Below are 16,122 nucleotides of genomic sequence, written 5' to 3' on the forward strand. Positions count from 1 at the left end.
CGCGCTTGCGGTGAATTCCAGTCAGGAATGAAACGATGCCGCATTGGAATGCCCGGAAATCGGGTAGTGCTTTGCTACTTTTGATGGTCCGTTCGCCGTCGCGGCTCCCTCTCGCGGCGGCACTCTCCCTCTCGGACCGAACGCCGTCATGAGCCTCATCTCCGACAACCCGGCGACCGCCGCCCCGGCCGACCTCGTGCTTCCCGACCTCGAGGCCGCGTCGGCCGCCGAGGTCGTGGCCTGGGCGCTGGACGAGTTCCACCCGGGGATCGCGCTCGCCTGCTCGTTCCAGAAGGAGGAGGCGGTGCTGCTGGACCTGGTCTTCGAGGCTCGTCCGGACGCGCGGGTCTTCGCGCTCGACACCGGCCTGCTGTTCGACCAGACCTACGACCTCTGGAAGCAGGTCGAGGAGCGCTACTCGACCACGATCGAGCGCTGGCAGGGGCCGACGCTGGCCGAGCAGGCCGCTCGCCACGGCGACAAGCTGTGGGCGACGAACCCGTCGCAGTGCTGCGGGATCCGCAAGGTCGAGCCGCTGCGCCGCGGCCTCTCGACGCTCGACGCCTGGGTCACCGGCATCCGCCGCGACCAGTCGCCGGCCCGCGCCGGCGCCGCCAAGGTCGAGTGGGACGACCAGTTCGGCCTGGTCAAGGTCAACCCGCTGGCCGACTGGAGCGACAAGGACGTCTGGCGCGAGATCGCCAAGCGCGACCTGCCCTACAACCCGCTCCACGACCAGGGCTACGCGTCGATCGGCTGCGTCCCGTGCACGCGCCCCGGCGAGGGTCGCGAGGGCCGCTGGGCCGGCAGCGACAAGGTCGAGTGCGGGCTGCACCAAGAGGACGCCTAGTGCGCGTCGGCGAGCGTTCGGGGCGCTGACGTGGAGCCGCAGTACATCGGCTTCGGCCTGCTGGTCGGGGTCCTGGTCGGCCTGACCGGGATCGGCGGCGGGTCGCTGATGACGCCGCTGCTGATCCTCGGCGGCGGGGTGCCGCCGGCGATGGCGATCGGCACCGACCTGGCCTACGGCGCGATCACCAAGACCGTCGGCGGCTGGCGCCACCTGAAGATCGGGACCGTCGACCTGGGCGTCTCGAAGTGGCTGGCCTTCGGCTCGGTCCCGGGATCGCTGGTCGGCGTCTGGCTGACCCACCAGCTCCAGGGCTGGGTCGGCGCGCGGTTCGACGACGTGCTGCTGGTCGGCGTCGCGGTCGCGCTGTCGATCGTCGCCGCGGCGATCCTCTACCGGGTGCTGTTCATGCCGGGCGCCGCCGACCGCGAGCGGCACACCGTGACGCTGTCGCGCCGGGTCAAGGTCCAGGCGGTCACGATCGGGGCCGTGATGGGCGCGATCCTCGGCATGACCTCGGTCGGCTCCGGGGCGCTGATCGGGCTGGCCCTGATCCTCGTCTTCCGGCTGACGCCCCACCGGGTCGTCGGCACCGACGTCTTCCACGCCGCGATCCTGCTCTGGACCGCGGCCCTCGCCCACGGCGTCGCCGGCAACGTCGACCTGGTCCTGACCGGGACGTTGCTGCTCGGCTCGATCCCCGGGGTCTGGATCGGCACCTGGCTGCTGCCGCGGGTCCCGGCGGCGGGCCTGCGCCCGGCGCTGGCGTGCGTGCTGCTGGCCAGCGCGCTGGCCGTGCTGTCGAAGGCCGGCGCCGAGATCCCGCCGTGGGTCATCATCAGCGCCCCCATGGCCGCCGGCTGCACCGCCGCGATCGTCCACCGTCGTCGCACCCGCCTGGAGGCGGTTCCCGCATGAGCACCTCGTCCGCATCCGCCACCGGCGGGCTCTCCAAGATCCGCGCCCTCGAGGCCGAGGCGATCCACGTGATGCGCGAGGTCGCCGCGGAGTTCGAGCGCCCGGCGCTGCTGTTCTCCGGCGGCAAGGACTCGATCGTGCTGCTGCGGCTGGCGGAGAAGGCCTTCCGCCCCGGTCGCTTCCCGTTCCCGCTGGTCCACGTCGACACCGGGCACAACTTCCCCGAGGTGATCGAGTTCCGCGACCGGCGGGTCGCCGAGCTCGGCGAGCGGCTGATCGTCGCCCACGTCCAGGACACGATCGACGCCGGCCGGGTCGCCGACGGCTTCGACACCGACCAGCTGAAGGGCTCCCGCAACCAGCAGCAGACGCAGACGCTGCTGGACTGCATCGAGGAGCACCGCTTCGACGCCTGCTTCGGCGGGGCCCGCCGCGACGAGGAGCGGGCGCGGGCGAAGGAGCGGATCATGAGCTTCCGCGACGACTTCGGCGGCTGGGACCCGAAGAACCAGCGACCCGAGCTGTGGAACCTGTTCAACACCCGGCTGCGGCAGGGCGAGAACGTGCGCGTGTTCCCGATCTCGAACTGGACCGAGCTCGACGTCTGGCAGTACATCGCGGAGGAGCAGCTGGAGCTGCCGCCGATCTACTTCGCCCACGAGCGCGACGTCGTCCGCCGCGACGGGATGCTCTACGCGATCAGCGAGTTCCTGCAGCCGCGCGAGGGCGAGGGCGAGGTTGCCGAGCGCCTCAGCGTCCGCTACCGGACCGTCGGCGACCTGACGATCACCGGCGCGGTCGAGTCGACCGCGACCACGCTCGAGCACGTGGTCGCCGAGATCGCCGCGACCCGGGTGACCGAGCGGGGCGAGACCCGCGCCGACGACCGCGCCTCCGAGGCCGCGATGGAGGACCGCAAGGTCCAGGGGTACTTCTAGTGTCCGACCTGTACGCCGACGTCACCCGCGACGAGCGCCCCGCCGACCTGCTGCGCGTCGCCACCGCCGGCTCCGTCGACGACGGCAAGTCGACGCTGATCGGGCGCCTGCTCTACGACACCAAGCAGGTCCTGGCCGACCAGCTGGCCCAGGTCGAGGCGGCCTCGGTCCGCCGTCACGGCGAGGGCGTCGTCGACCTCTCGCTGCTGACCGACGGCCTGCGCGCCGAGCGCGAGCAGGGGATCACGATCGACGTCGCCTACCGCTACTTCACGACCGGCGACCGCAGCTTCATCCTGGCCGACACCCCCGGCCACCTGCAGTACACGCGCAACATGGTCACCGGCGCCTCGACCGCCGACCTGGCGATCGTGCTCGTCGACGCCCGCAACGGCGTGGTCGAGCAGACCCGGCGGCACACCTTCATCTCGGCGCTGCTCGGGCTACGGCACGTGACCTTCGCCGTCAACAAGATGGACCTCGTCGACTGGGACGAGCAGCGCTTCCGCGAGATCGAGGCCGAGACGACGCGGATGTCCGCGCAGCTCGGGATCCCCGACATCCACGTGATCCCGATCAGCGCGCTGGAGGGGACCAACGTCGTCGATCGCGGCGCCTCGCCCGACTGGTACCGCGCCGACGGCGAGCACCCGACGCTGCTGGAGCACCTGCAGACCGTCGAGGTCGCCAGCGACCGCAACCTCACCGACCTGCGGTTCCCGGTCCAGTGGGTGATCCGGCCCGGTGGCGGGAGTGGCGGCGGGGACGCCATCGCGGCGGCGAGCCACGACCTGCACGACTACCGCGGCTACGCCGGCCAGGTCGCCGGCGGGGTCCTCCGCCCCGGCGACGCGGTCCAGGTCCTGCCCTCGGGCGCCCGCTCGACGATCGCGCGGATCGAGACGCTCGACGGCGACCTCGACGAGGCCGCTCCGCCGCTGTCGGTGACGGTCCACCTGGCCGACGACGTCGACGTCAGCCGCGGCGACGTGATCGCCGGGATCGGGGACGAGGCCACGGGCGGCACGCCGCCGCAGGTCCTGCGCGAGCTCGAGGCCGACGTCTGCTGGATGAGCGACCGGCCGCTGCGTCCCGGCGCCCGGCTGCTGATCAAGCACACGACGACGACCACCGCCGCGCGCGTCGAGGCGCTGCTGGATCACGTCGACCTGCACACGCTGGAGCGCCACGCCGACGCCCCGGCCGAGCTGGGCCTGAACGAGATCGGGCGCATCCGGCTGCGCGTCAAGCGCCCGCTGATCGCCGATCCCTACGACCGCGACCGCCAGACCGGGGCCTTCATCCTGATCGACGAGGGCACGAACGACACGGTCGCCGGCGGCATGATCCGCTGAGCGGCTAGTCGTCGTCGGTCCCGCGCGCCGCCCGCTCGATGCCGAGACGGTCGCTGATCGTCTCGGCATCGGCCGGGCGCGCCAGCGCGTGGCCCTGGCCGACCTCGACGCCGAGCTCCAGCAGTGCGGTGATCGTCGTCTCGCGCTCGATCCCCTCGGCGGTGACGCTGGCCCGCAGCTCGGTCGCGACCTGGACCACGGCGCGGACGATCGCGCGGTCGGTGTCGGACTCCGCCACCCGCTCGACCAGGTCGCCGTCGAGCTTGATGTGGTCCAGGCGGACGTTGCGCAGGTGGGCGAGGCTGGAGAAGCGGGCGCCGAAGTCGTCGAGCGCCAGCCGCACGCCCGCGTCCTGCAGCCGCCGCAGGGTGTCGATCGCGTCGGCGTCGTGCTCGAGCATCGTCGCCTCCGAGATCTCGAGCTCGAGCGCCGCGGGCGGCAGGCCGTGGTGCTCCAGCCGCTGCAGCACCAGCGTCGCGTAGTCGAGCGACCGCAGCTCCTCGGCGCTGACGTTGACCGCCGCCGGCGCCAGCGTGCCCGCGGCGCGCCAGGTCGCGGTCTGCCGCAGCGTCTGGTCGAGCACCACCCGTCCCAGCTCCGAGATCGACCCGGTCGCGGCCGCCACCGGCACGAAGTCCGACGGCGCCACCGGTCCGAGGTCGTCGTCGACCCAGCGGGCGAGCGTCTCGATCCCGACCACGGTCCGGGTCACGAGGTGCACCAGCGGCTGGTAGACCACCTGCAGCCGGCCGTCGGCCAGCGCTCGCGGCAGCCGTTCCTCGATCGCCATCCGGACCCGCGCCCGGTCGGCCAGCGGCGGCGAGAAGACCTCGCTGCCGGAGCGCCGGTCCTTGGCCGCCAGCATCGCCAGGTCGGCCGCGCGAACCAGGTCGTCGACCGTCTGGCCGTCGCGCGGCGCGACGGCGATCCCGGTGTTGGTGCGGACGCTGACCCGGTGGTCGTCGAGCGGCACCGGCTGCGCCAGCGCCCCGTCGATGTCGCCCAGCAGCAGCCGGGCCGCGCGCTCGTCGGCGCCCGGCAGGACCAGGACGAAGTCGTCGCCGCCGTAGCGGAACGCGGCCGGCCCGTCGGGCGGCGCCGCGGCCCCGAGGGTCGCGCGCAGGCGCTCGCCGATCTCGCTCAGCAGCCGGTCGCCGGCCTGGTGGCCGAGCGCGTCGTTGATCCGCTTGAAGGCGTCCAGGTCCAGGAAGACCACGGCGACCTGCCCGCCGGTCGCCGCCAGCGCGCCCTCGAGATGCTCCGTCATCGCGGCCCGGTTGCCGAGGCCGGTGACCGCGTCGCGGTACGCCAGGCGGTGCATCGAGGCGGCGGTCTCGTGCCGCTCGCTGACGTCGCGGAACAGCCCCTGGAGGACGCGCCGCCCGTCGTGCTCGACGATCCCGGCCGTGATCTCGACCGGGATCCGGCGGCCGTCGCGGTGCAGGACCGTCCCCGACGTCGGGGCCCCGGTCCGTCCCCGCGCGCGCTTGGTGAACGCGGCCGCCCGCGCCGGCTGGTCGTCGTCGGGGTGGAGGTCGAGGAACGGCCGGCCGACGATCTGGGCGCGGCTGCTGCCGATCAGCTCCTCGCCGGCGGCGTTGACGTCGACGATCACCCCGCTGCCCGGGTCGGCCAGAAAGATCGCGTCGCGTGCGTGGTGGAAGAGCGCCTGGTGCCAGCGGTGGCTCTCGGTTGCCGCCTCGAGCGCGCGGGCGTACGAGTAGGCCGCGGCCGCGATCCGCCCGGCGGCCTCCAGCACGGTCAGCTCCTCCGCCGCCCAGTGGCGGACCTCGCGGGTCGCGTCGACGGCCAGCCCGCTGTGGATCGACAGCCGCCGCTCGGGGCCCGGCGCGTCGGCGGTCCGGCCGAGCGGCACCAGCACGCAGGAGCGGACGTCGGCCGCTTCCAGCAGCTCGCGCTCGCGCGCCGCCGCGTCCGGCAGCGCGGAGACGTCGTCGATCGCGACCGAGTCCCCGGCCTCGAAGCGGGCGTCGCGCCAGGGCAGCCGCTCGCGGATCGCGCGCGGGCCCTCGGGCATCCGCGGCGCCACCCCGTCGGCGGTCCACTCGACCAGCACCGCGCGCGACTCCTCGGCGAGCGCCAGGTAGAGGATCACGCGATCGACGCCGAGCCCGGCCCCGAGCTCGGCGGCGGCCTCGCGGGCAGCGTCGGCGAAGGCCCCGGGACCCGCCTCGGAGAAGCGGATCGCCCAGGCCGCGACCAACTCGGCCTCGCGAGCGGTCCGTGGCGCGGCACCGCCATCCATGCAGGAGTTCTACTGCACTCGACGATCTGCCCGAGCGGGCGGGGTCCGCGAGGCGGCTGCATGCCCCGTCCTGGCGTCGCGTCGAGCGGCCGGCCCCCCGCCGACCGGTGGGGACCCCACCGTCCGCGCGGCCTCGACGGACGGGGATCGAATAGCCTTGCCGCGCTCATGTTCGGGAAGATCCTGGTCGCCAATCGTGGCGAGATCGCCATCCGCGTCATCCGCGCCTGTGAGGAGTTGGGGATCAAGACGGTCGCCGTCTACTCCGAGCTCGATCGCGATGCGCTGCACGTCCAGCGCGCCGATGAGGCGTACCTGCTGGGCCCGGCGGAGGCGTCCGCCAGCTACCTGAACGTCGACCGGATCATCGAGGTGGTCAAGGAGTCCGGCGCCGAGGCGGTCCACCCCGGCTACGGCTTCCTGGCCGAGAACGCGCCGTTCGCGCAGCGGCTGGCGGACGAGGGGATCGTCTTCATCGGTCCGCCCGCGTCGGCGATCGACGCGATGGGCTCGAAGACCAAGGCCCGCGAGCTGATGCAGAAGGCCGGCGTGCCGATCGTGCCGGGGACGACCGACTCGGTCGACACCTACGAGGACGCGCTGCGGATCGCCAGGGACGAGATCGGCTACCCGGTCGCGGTCAAGGCGGCGTCGGGCGGCGGTGGCAAGGGCTTCCGGGTCGCGCTGACCGAGGACAAGCTGAAGGACGCCTACGAGGGCGCCAGCCGCGAGGGCGAGAAGTTCTTCTCCGACGGCACGGTCTACCTGGAGCGGTACCTGCCGAACCCGCGCCACGTCGAGGTCCAGATCATCGCCGACACCCACGGCAACGTGATCCACCTGGGCGAGCGCGACTGCTCGATCCAGCGCCGCCACCAGAAGCTGATCGAGGAGGCCCCGGCGCCGCCGTGGGTCGTCGACGAGGCGCTGCGCCAGAAGATCGGCGAGATCGGCATCAACGCCGCCAAGGCCGTCGACTACGTCGGCGCGGGCACGATCGAGGGGATGCTCCAGGACGGGGAGTACTTCTTCCTCGAGATGAACACCCGCGTGCAGGTCGAGCACTGCGTGACCGAGATGGTCACCGGCATCGACATCGTCAAGCAGGGCATCAAGGCCGCCGCCGGCCTGCCGCTGGACTACGCGCAGGAGGACGTGGTCCTGCGCGGCCACGCGATCGAGGCCCGGATCAACGCCGAGTCGGCGCCGATGAACTTCGCCCCGACCCCGGGCGCGATCGGCCGCTACCTGGAGCCGTCCGGCCCCGGCGTCCGCGTCGACTCCGGCGTCGGCGCCGGCGGCGTCGTCTCGCCCCAGTACGACCCGATGGTCGCCAAGCTGATCGTCTGGGACGAGGATCGCGAGCAGGCCACGAAGCGGATGCTGCGCGCGCTCTCGGAGTACGAGATCGAGGGCCTCACGACCCTGCTCCCGTTCCACCAGGCGATCTTCGCGACCGACAACTGGGCCAAGGCCTCGACCTGCTCCGAGCTGCTCGAGGACAAGGACTGGCTGAAGTCGACCGCACCCGCCGAGCCGGTCGTCCCGATCGACCTCGAGGACGACGAGACGGTCAGCCACGACTACGTCGTCGAGGTCTCCGGCCGCAAGTTCGACGTCAAGGTCCACGGCGCGGCCTTCGGTCCGGTCGCCTCGGCCAACGGCAGCGCGGCCGCCGCGCCGGGCAAGAAGGCCAAGCGCAGCGAGCGCAAGAAGTCCGCCGGCGGTGGCGCCGACGACCTGCCCTCCCCGATCCAGGGCAACATGTGGAAGGTCGTCGCCAAGGAGGGGCAGGAGGTCGCCGAGGGCGATCTGATCTGCATCATCGAGGCGATGAAGATGGAGAACGAGATCACCGCCCACAAGGCCGGCACGATCACGACGCTCGCCGCCAAGGAGGGCGAGCCCATCAACACCGGCGACCTGATCGCGACGATCAAGAGCGCCGAGGCGGCCGAGTAGCGGCAGCGCAGCTTCGACGGCGGTCGACGGCCGCCAGCCCACGCAGGTTCGAACGGCGTCCCGACGGGCGCCGTTCCTGCGTTCCGGGCGGTCCCTTGACGAACCCGTTGATCGGAGTAATGTTGCCTACGCAACAACTTCTCCTCCGAATCGAACCGGGGACACCATGCAGATCGACGGCATCCACCACATCTCCACCATGACGGCCGACGGCCGGGCGGCGACGGAGTTCGCCACCGGGGTCCTCGGTCTGCGCCTGGCGGCCAAGACGGTCAACCAGGACGCGCCGGACATGTACCACCTGTTCTTCACGGACGAGGACGCCGAGCCGGGCTCCGACCTGACGATGTTCGAGATGCGCGGCCTCCCGAAGGGCCGCGCGGGGGCGGGCCAGGTGCACCGGATCGTCTACCGCGTCGCCGACGCCACCGCGATCGACTTCTGGGCCGCGCGGCTGACGAGGCACGGCCTGCCCAACCGCCGCGACGGCGAGCGGCTGCTGTTCGAGGATCCCGAGGGCCTGGGCTTCGAGCTGGTCGTCGACGACAGCGGCGACGCGCCGCTGCGCGCCCGCCACCCGCAGATCCCCGAGGAGGTCGCGCTGCGCGGCTTCGGCGGCGTCCGGATCTACAGCCGCGCGCCCGAGCGCTCGGCGGCGGTCCTGACCGGGGTCCTCGGGGCGACCGAGCTCGACGCCGAGCGCTACGAGCTGCGGAGCGACCGGCGGGGCGGCATCGTCACCCTCGACGCCGCGCCGGCCGAGCGCGGGCTGCAGGGCGCCGGCACCGTCCACCACGTCGCCTTCGGCATCCGCGAGGCGGACTACACGGCGTGGGATCCGCACGTGGCGCAGTCGGGGCTCCACACCTCGGGCCTGGTCGACCGCTACTACTTCCACTCGATCTACTTCCGCGAGCCGGGCGGCGTGCTCTACGAGCTGGCGACCGACGAGCCGGGCTTCGAGGCCCGCAACCCGAAGGACGAGTGGGGCCGCAAGATCATCCTGCCGCCGTGGCTGGAGTCGCAGCGGGCCCAGGTCGAGGCCGGCCTGCAGGTGATCCCCGACCCGCGCGAGGAGTGGGACCCGGCCTTCCTGGCCGGCACGGCCGCCTAGGACGTCCCGGAGACGACCACCGGCCGGCCCCTCGCGGGTGCCGGCCGGTGGCCTTGCGCTGTCCTGTCGCCCCGGTCAGTAGCAGACGTCCCCGAGCACCGCCTCGGCCGCGGGCAGGACGTCGGTGGTTCCCAGCACCGGCAGCTGGACGGTGGCGACGACGTCGCCCTGCTCGCAGCTGAGCTGGCCCTCGCGGAACTCCGTGTTCGGGATCCCGCTCAGGTCGGCGAGCCAGCGGAAGACCGCGCCGGGGCTCTTGGTCCGCAGCGACGGGCCGCGGCGGACGTAGACGCCATCGCCGTTCTTGCCCCAGCCGGCGCGGATGATGTTGAGCTTGCCCGCGGTCGTGTTGCGGATCACGATGCTCCTGGCGAGCACCCCGAACGCGTCGGTCCGCAGGTGGACCTTCAGCAGCTCGTCCTCCTCCGGCCCGTCGCCGTCGTCGTTGCGCTCGACCGTGTCGCCGGAGTAGACGGCGAACGTCGTGTCCATCAGCTCGACCTGGTCCAGCTCGACCCGGTTGCGGGCGGAATGGTCCAGGCAGCTGCCGTAGACGTCGCCGTTGCGGTCGCCGTCCTTGTTCGTCGGCGGCAGGCAGATCCAGCCGCCGATGTGGAGCGTCCCGTTGGCGGCGGTCTGGATCGACGCGTCGGTCGGGACGGTCACCTGCTTGCCGTTGACCTTGAACCCGCGCCGCACGTCGGTCGAGCACTGCTGGTCGCCACCGACGCAGATCGAGGCGTTCGACGGCAGATCGGGGATGTCGAGGTTGGTCCCGACGTCCTTGCCGGCGACCTTCAGCTGCACGTCGGTGCCCGGCTGGGCGGCCCGCCAGTCGACCCGCAGGCCGGTCCAGTCGAGCAGCTCGAACTCCTGCGAGGTCTTCAGCTCGCTGGCGTTCAGCTCGACGTCGCTGGGCTCGTCCGACGTCCCGCCGTGGAGCGTGACGTCGAGCGGCGCGGGATCGGCCGCGAAGCCGGTCTTGACCGCCGTCTTGTCGCCCGGGCCGCCGCTGCCGGCGGGCAGGGTCAGCTTGGCGTGGGTGAGCCCCGCCAGCAGGCGGCCCTGGACGTGCAGGACGCCGTCGCGCTTGTCGAGGTCGACCTTGTTGCGGCCGTCCTCGGGCAGCGCGGGCCGTGCGTCGCCGCTGTCCCAGATCTCGAAGTCGATCCGGCCGAGCGGCGCGTCGGGCGTCACCTCGACGTCCTTCAGGTCGACCACGAAGTGCGCGGGCACGTCGCGGACGGTCGCCTTGACGTTCTGCGGCTTGCCCTTCAGGTCCTGGCCGGGCGTGCCCTGCGGCAGGTTGCGGGCATCGATGTCGAGCCGCGGGATCGTCGACGACGCGGTGTAGTCGAGCTTCGCGGCGTCGAGCTTCAGGTCGAGGTCGTTGGGGATGTCCTCGATCCGGCCGGTCATCGTCAGCGGCGCGGCGACGGCGTCGTCCGGCGTGTCGGCCTGGATGTCGAGGTCGACGTCCTGGCGCGACCCGTCCGGCAGCGGGTCCAGGTGCAGCTGGCCGCTGATCCGCTTCGCGGTCTCGGTCGGCTTGGTCGCGTCGGGCACGTAGGTCGTCAGGCCGAACCTGCCGCCCTTGACCTCGAACAGCTGCGCCGCGACCGCGAACTGGCCCGGGAACCTGCGCATCGCGACCTTCGACTGGCCGTCGGCCAGGTCGGGGGCCGGGGTGGTGCCGTCCGTCACCTTCGCCTTGACCATCCCGACCTTGTCGTCGGTGGTCACGTCGATGCCGTCGGACCCGTCGGCCGGCTTGAACCCGATGGTGACCGTCTTCGGCAGCCGGTCGATCCGGGCGTCGATCCGCTTGGCGTCGCCGAACAGCGGCGTGGTCGCGTCGACCTTCGCGCCGATGCTGCCGATCGGGGCGCTGCCGTCGTAGGTCAGCGCGCCGGCCGTCTTGTCGAAGACCAGGTGGACGCTGTCGGGGATCGTGCTGAGGTCGGCGTCGACGGCGATCCCGTCGCCCGCGTAGCGGACGACGATCGGCTGGGCCGCCAGCTTCAGGCCGCCGTCGAGCTTCTTCATCGCCGGCTTGGTGCTGCCGTCCGGCTGCTGCTCCGGGCCCTTGGTGATCCCGACCCGCGCCTCGCGCAGGCCCTTGACGCGCGCGTGGGCGACGAAGCTCGCCGGCGTGTCGACGATGTCGGCGCCGGTCTCGTCGGGTTGCAGCCCGCCGTCGGGGCCGCTGGAGAGCAGCGCCTCGACCTGGCCGATCGGGGCGTCGGCCTGCAGCTCGATCCCGGAGCCGCCGGGGGTGACGGTGATATCGGCCTTCGGCGGCAGTCCGCGGATCTCGCCCTCGACCCGCTTCGCGCGGTCGATGAGCGGCTTGCTGGAGCTGGCCTCGACCGCGATCCGCTGGACCGTCTCGCCGAACGCGTCGTAGGAGATCGCGCCGGTGGTGGGGGCGAAGCCGACGAGGATGTGCCGCGGCAGGTCCTCGATCGTCGCGCTCGCGCGCAGGTCGTCGTCGCCGGAGTAGCGCAGGACGACCGGCTGCGTGGCGAGCCGCAGGTCGCCCCGGAAGCCGCTGAACGCGCCCTGGGCGTCCTTGTCGATCGCGACCTTCGCCGCCTGCAGGCCCTTGACGCGGGCATGGGCGACGAAGCGGTCCTTGGTGTCGACGATGTCGGCGCCCAGCTCGCCCGGCTTCAGCCCGCCGTCGGGGCCGCTGGAGAGCAGCGCCTCGACCTGGCCGACCGGTGCCGTCGTGCCGAGGTCGATCCCCGAGCCGCCGGGCGTGAGGGTGATGTCGGCCTTCGGCGGCAGGCCGGTGATCTGGCCCTCGACGCGGGTCGCGCGGCCGACCAGCGGCTTCGGCGACGTGGCCTTGGCGGCGATCTTCTGGATCGTCTCGCCGAACGCGTCGTAGTCGATGGTGCCGGTCGCGGGCGCGAACCGGAGGCCGACGTGGCGCGGCAGGTCGGAGACCGTCGCGTCGACGTCGAGGTCGGGCGTGTCGACCACGGCGTGCAGCGGCTTGCGCGGCCCGGTGCCGAGCTGCAGGTCGGCGACGATCCCGTCGGCGGCGTCGAAGCTGGCGCTGCGCAGGTCGTCGATGCGGCCGGCGAACGACTCCACCGCGCCGCCGGTCCGGACGTTGACGTAGGGGTGGTCCTCGGTCAGCAGCTGCGGGTCGCCGTTGGCGAAGCCGGCCTCGATCGATCCGAGGGTGCCGCCGGTGGCGGCGAACGTGCCGCTCCTGGCGCTGGTCTGCTCGACGGTCATCCCGGTCGGCAGGTCGCGGGCTCTGGCCACGACCTTGGTGGCGACCTTGCCGCCCGTGCTGTCGACGTAGGTGGCCGCGACGTCCTTGACCGGTGCGCTGGCCCGGTAGTCGATCTTGCGCTTGTCCGGGCCCAGGTCGTCGAAGGCGACCTGCAGCGACTCGGGCAGCGGCCCGACCGTGACGCCGATGTCCTTGCGAGTGGCGCCGTCGACCAGCTCTGCCTGGGCCTCGAGCGTGGTCGGGGTGCCCGAGCCGGCGCGCACGACGGTCCGCGTCTGGCCGATGCTGAGGCCCATCCGCGACAGCGAGGGCGCGGGCGCGTACTTCAGCCGTGCGCCCATCGGGGAGGTGCGGTGGTCGGCGGTGCCGTCGTAGAGCCCGCCGAGCGTGGTCAGCTCGGGACCGGCGCCGGTCTGGGTGACGCGGACGTCGATGTCGGTGGTGCCGGCGGCGGTCTTGGGCAGCTCGGCGGTCGCCGTCCAGCGCTGCGGGGCGCGCGATCCGCGAGCGTCGTAGCCGACGTTGATGTGGTCGCGGGGGATGCCGCCGTTGAGGGGATCGTCGATCAGCGCCTCGATCTGCAGCGGCAGCTCGGACTTCTCGCCGGGGAGCCGCTCGATCCGGATCTCGAACTTCTCGAGGCTGATGACGCTGATCGTGCCGACGACGTCGGGCTCGGGATCGGCATCGACGTTGAGCTTGGTCGGCACCGCGACGAGCGCCAGCTGCTTGCGGACGATCTCACCGGTCGGCGTCTTGAGCTTGGTGGCGAACTGGTAGTCGACCGCGTTGTCGCCGCAGCCGATCGTCTCGAGCGTGCCGATCGAGCCGCCGAGCACGGGCTTCAGCGCGTCGACCAGACCCTGCGTCAGCGGGCAGGTGACGGTCTTGACCTCGTCGAACGGCTGCTTCCTGCCGGTCAGGATCCCGCCCAGATCGAGCCGGGTGAGCGCCGTCAGCGTCTCCGTGAGCCCGAGCGGCGACCGTGGCCGCGCCTCCGCTCCCGCCGGCAGCGCGAGCGCGCCGGCGATCACCGCGGCCGTGGCCGCGGTCCATTTCCTGCCTGGCATGAGGTCCCCCTGTTCGCTTGACCGCGGCGCAGGCTAGCCGGCGGCGGGGAGGCGCGGAACGGTGAGGCTCCCCAAGGCGTACCCCGAGGTTTGCGGCCCGCCGGCACTGCTCGAGGCGCTGGCCGGCGAGCGCGTCCGCTGCGGGGGACGGTCGACGGCCGGCTCCCGGGGAAGCCGGCCGTCGACCGCGCCAGGGCGGTGGGGCGCTAGTCGCAGACCCCCGTCAGCCATCCTGCGGCGGGGAAGATGTTGGTCGTCCCCAGCAGCGGCAGCTCGACCGTCGTCACGAGGTGCGCCGCGCCGCAGTTGAGCGTGCCGCTGGAGTCCTCCTTGTTCGGCGGGAGGTCCAGGTCGGCCAGCATCGTGAACTGCGCGGGCAGGCCCGGCGCCCGCGGGATCGCGAACAGCGGCTGACCCTCGCGGACGTAGTTCGGGTGCTTTCCGGTGTAGCCGGCGCGGATGATGTTGAGCTTCTCCGCGACCGTGTTGCGGATGTTGATGTTCCGCGCCCGCAGTCCGGTGCCGTCGGTGCGCAGGTGCAGCAGCAGGAGGTTGTCCTCCTCGGGGCCGTTGCCGCTCGAGTTGCGGTCGACCGTCTCGCCGGTGTGGACCCCGAACGTCATGCTCTGGACCTCGAGCCGATCGAGCTCGACGCGGTTGGACGCGGTCCGGTTGATGCAGGAGTCGTAGACCGCCCCGCTCGGCGTTCCGTGGGTCGTGGTCGGAGTCAGGCAGATCCACCCGCTGACCACCACCGGGCCGCTGGCGACGGTCCGGATCGACGTGCCGACCGGCACCTCGACGAGCTTGCCGTTGACGGGGAACCGCCCCAGCACGTAGCGGTCGAAGCAGTCGTCGTTGCCGACCACGCAGACGAAGGCCTGCGTCGGCAGGTCCTCGATGTCGACGTCCGTCCCCACCTCCTTGGCGGAGACTCCGAGGTGCAGGTCGGTGCCGACCTCGTTGCTGCGCCAGTCGACCCGCAGGCCGTTGCGGTCGATGAACTCGAACTCCTGCTCGGTCTTCAGCTCGCTCGCGGTCAACTCGATCCGCGAGCGGTCCTCACCACCCATCCCGCTCCACATCACCAGGTCGAGCGGCTCCGGGTTCGCGGCGAACTGCGTCTTGACCTTCAGCTTGCCGGTCTCCGCGCCGGTGCCGCTCGGCAGGGTCAGCCGGGCGAACCGCAGGCCCGGCAACAGCCGGCCCTGGATGTGCAGGTTGCCGCTGCGCTTGTCGAACTGCAGCTTGTTGCGGTTGTCGACCGGCAGCGCGGCCCGCGGGCTGCCGACGTCCCAGAGCTCGAAGTCGACCAGGCCCAGCGCCTCGCCCTCCTTCGGCGTGACGACCAGGTTCTGCAGGTCGACGTCCAGCTCGGTCGGGATGTCCGTGATCGTCGCCTTGACATTCTGCGGCTTGCCCTTCAGGTCGTCGCCGGCCTTGCCCTGGGGCAGGTTCCGCGCGTCGACCGTGACCTTCGGGATCCTCGTCGAAGCGGTGTACCGCAGCTTCTGCGCGTCGAGGCCGAGCGTCATGTCGTCGGGGATGTCCTCGATCCGGCCGGTCATCGCCATCGGCTCGGGAACGGCGTCGTTGGGGTTGTCGGTCCGGACGTCGAGGTCGATGTCCTGGCGCGAGCCATCGGGGAGCGGGCCGAGGTGCAGCTCGGCGGCGATCCGCGTCGACTTCTCCTCCGGCTTCGCCGGATCGGGGGCGTAGCCGACCAGCCCGATCGTGCCGCCGGCGATCTCGTACAGCTGCGCGGCGATCGCGAACTGGCCCGGGAGCTTGCGCAACGCGACCTTGGCCTGGCCGTCGACGAGTTCCGGCGCCTCGGTCGTGCCGTCGGTGATCTTGGCCTTGATCCGCCCGACCCGCTGGTCGGTCGTCACGTCGACGCCGTCGTCGTAGCCCTCGGCCGGCCGGAATCCGACCGTCACCCGCTGCGGCAGCCGGTCGATTCGCGCGTCGAGCTTCTTGGCGTCGCCGAACAGCGCCGTCGCCGAGTCGACGCGCGCTCCGAGGCTCGCGATCGGGGCGCTGGCGTCGTAGGTGATCGCGCCGGTCGGTCGGTCGAACGTCACGTGGACGTCGTCCGGGACGGGGGACAGGTCGCCGTCGAAGCAGAGCCCGTCGGTCGGACGCGTCGCCGGGTCCTGGTCGGCGCACCGCGGGTCCGCGGTGTACCGGACCGCGATCGGCTGGGTCGCGATTCGCAGCTGCGCGTCGAGCCGCTGCAGCTCCTGCTTGATCGTGCCGTCATCCTGCCGCACCGGGCCCTTGACGATGTCCACGTGCGCCTGGCGCAGGCCCTTGATGCGGGCGTGGGCGACGAAGCTCGCCGGCGTGTCGACGATGTCGGCGCCGGTCTCGTCGGGCTTCAGCCCGCCGTCGGGGCC

9 protein-coding genes are annotated in these 16,122 nt (G+C 72.3%); 6 read left to right on the forward strand and 3 right to left on the reverse strand.

What is annotated here, in order from left to right; all coding sequences use genetic code 11:
• Positions 1-148: 148 nt before the first annotated feature.
• Genes PAI11_RS13630 through PAI11_RS13645 form a run of 4 tightly spaced genes read left to right on the forward strand, consistent with a single transcriptional unit; the run spans position 149 to position 4,061 of the window.
• Positions 149-850, forward strand: coding sequence for a phosphoadenylyl-sulfate reductase (locus PAI11_RS13630; protein WP_007575705.1), 702 nt, complete (start codon positions 149-151; stop codon positions 848-850).
• Between the two features lie 30 nt (positions 851-880).
• Entirely contained in the window at positions 881-1,768 is an 888-nt protein-coding gene (locus PAI11_RS13635) for a sulfite exporter TauE/SafE family protein (protein ID WP_007575707.1), read from the forward strand.
• Entirely contained in the window at positions 1,765-2,706 is a 942-nt protein-coding gene (cysD, locus tag PAI11_RS13640) for a sulfate adenylyltransferase subunit CysD (protein ID WP_007575709.1), read from the forward strand. The genes PAI11_RS13635 and cysD overlap by 4 nt, the downstream gene beginning before the upstream one ends.
• Positions 2,706-4,061, forward strand: coding sequence for a sulfate adenylyltransferase subunit 1 (locus PAI11_RS13645; protein ID WP_007575711.1), 1,356 nt, complete (start codon positions 2,706-2,708; stop codon positions 4,059-4,061). Before cysD ends, PAI11_RS13645 begins: the two co-directional genes overlap by 1 nt.
• A 4-nt stretch (positions 4,062-4,065) precedes the next feature.
• On the opposite strand, the gene PAI11_RS13650 is transcribed toward PAI11_RS13645, so the two are convergent.
• Entirely contained in the window at positions 4,066-6,327 is a 2,262-nt protein-coding gene (locus tag PAI11_RS13650) for a putative bifunctional diguanylate cyclase/phosphodiesterase (protein ID WP_007575714.1), read from the reverse strand.
• A 168-nt stretch (positions 6,328-6,495) separates the two neighbouring features.
• On the opposite strand from PAI11_RS13650, the gene PAI11_RS13655 reads away from it, so the two are divergent.
• Both PAI11_RS13655 and PAI11_RS13660 read left to right on the forward strand, forming a co-directional pair.
• Positions 6,496-8,289 carry an acetyl-CoA carboxylase biotin carboxylase subunit gene (locus PAI11_RS13655; RefSeq protein WP_007575716.1) on the forward strand — a complete coding sequence of 598 codons (1,794 nt, stop codon included), beginning with the start codon at positions 6,496-6,498 and terminating at the stop codon, positions 8,287-8,289.
• Positions 8,290-8,455: 166 nt separating this feature from the next.
• Positions 8,456-9,403, forward strand: a complete 948-nt coding sequence (locus tag PAI11_RS13660) for a VOC family protein (RefSeq protein WP_007575718.1) — start codon at positions 8,456-8,458, stop codon at positions 9,401-9,403.
• Positions 9,404-9,478: 75 nt separating this feature from the next.
• On the opposite strand, the gene PAI11_RS13665 is transcribed toward PAI11_RS13660, so the two are convergent.
• Positions 9,479-13,723, reverse strand: a complete 4,245-nt coding sequence (locus PAI11_RS13665; RefSeq protein ID WP_040600258.1) for a hypothetical protein — start codon at positions 13,721-13,723, stop codon at positions 9,479-9,481.
• Positions 13,724-13,929: 206 nt separating this feature from the next.
• Positions 13,930-16,122 (reverse strand): hypothetical protein (locus PAI11_RS27290; RefSeq protein ID WP_040600259.1); only part of this gene is annotated, 2,193 nt, incomplete at its 5' end.

Source organism: Patulibacter medicamentivorans, assembly GCF_000240225.1.
Classification (GTDB): domain Bacteria; phylum Actinomycetota; class Thermoleophilia; order Solirubrobacterales; family Solirubrobacteraceae; genus Patulibacter; species Patulibacter medicamentivorans.

Coding starts and splice junctions, on each gene's coding strand:
- cysD (WP_007575709.1), top strand. CDS start 1,765: ATGAGCACCTCGTCCGCATCCGCCACCGGCGGGCTCTCCAAGATCCGC.
- PAI11_RS13650 (WP_007575714.1), bottom strand. CDS start 6,327: ATGGATGGCGGTGCCGCGCCACGGACCGCTCGCGAGGCCGAGTTGGTC.
- PAI11_RS13665 (WP_040600258.1), bottom strand. CDS start 13,723: ATGCCAGGCAGGAAATGGACCGCGGCCACGGCCGCGGTGATCGCCGGC.
- PAI11_RS13655 (WP_007575716.1), top strand. CDS start 6,496: ATGTTCGGGAAGATCCTGGTCGCCAATCGTGGCGAGATCGCCATCCGC.
- PAI11_RS13630 (WP_007575705.1), top strand. CDS start 149: ATGAGCCTCATCTCCGACAACCCGGCGACCGCCGCCCCGGCCGACCTC.
- PAI11_RS13660 (WP_007575718.1), top strand. CDS start 8,456: ATGCAGATCGACGGCATCCACCACATCTCCACCATGACGGCCGACGGC.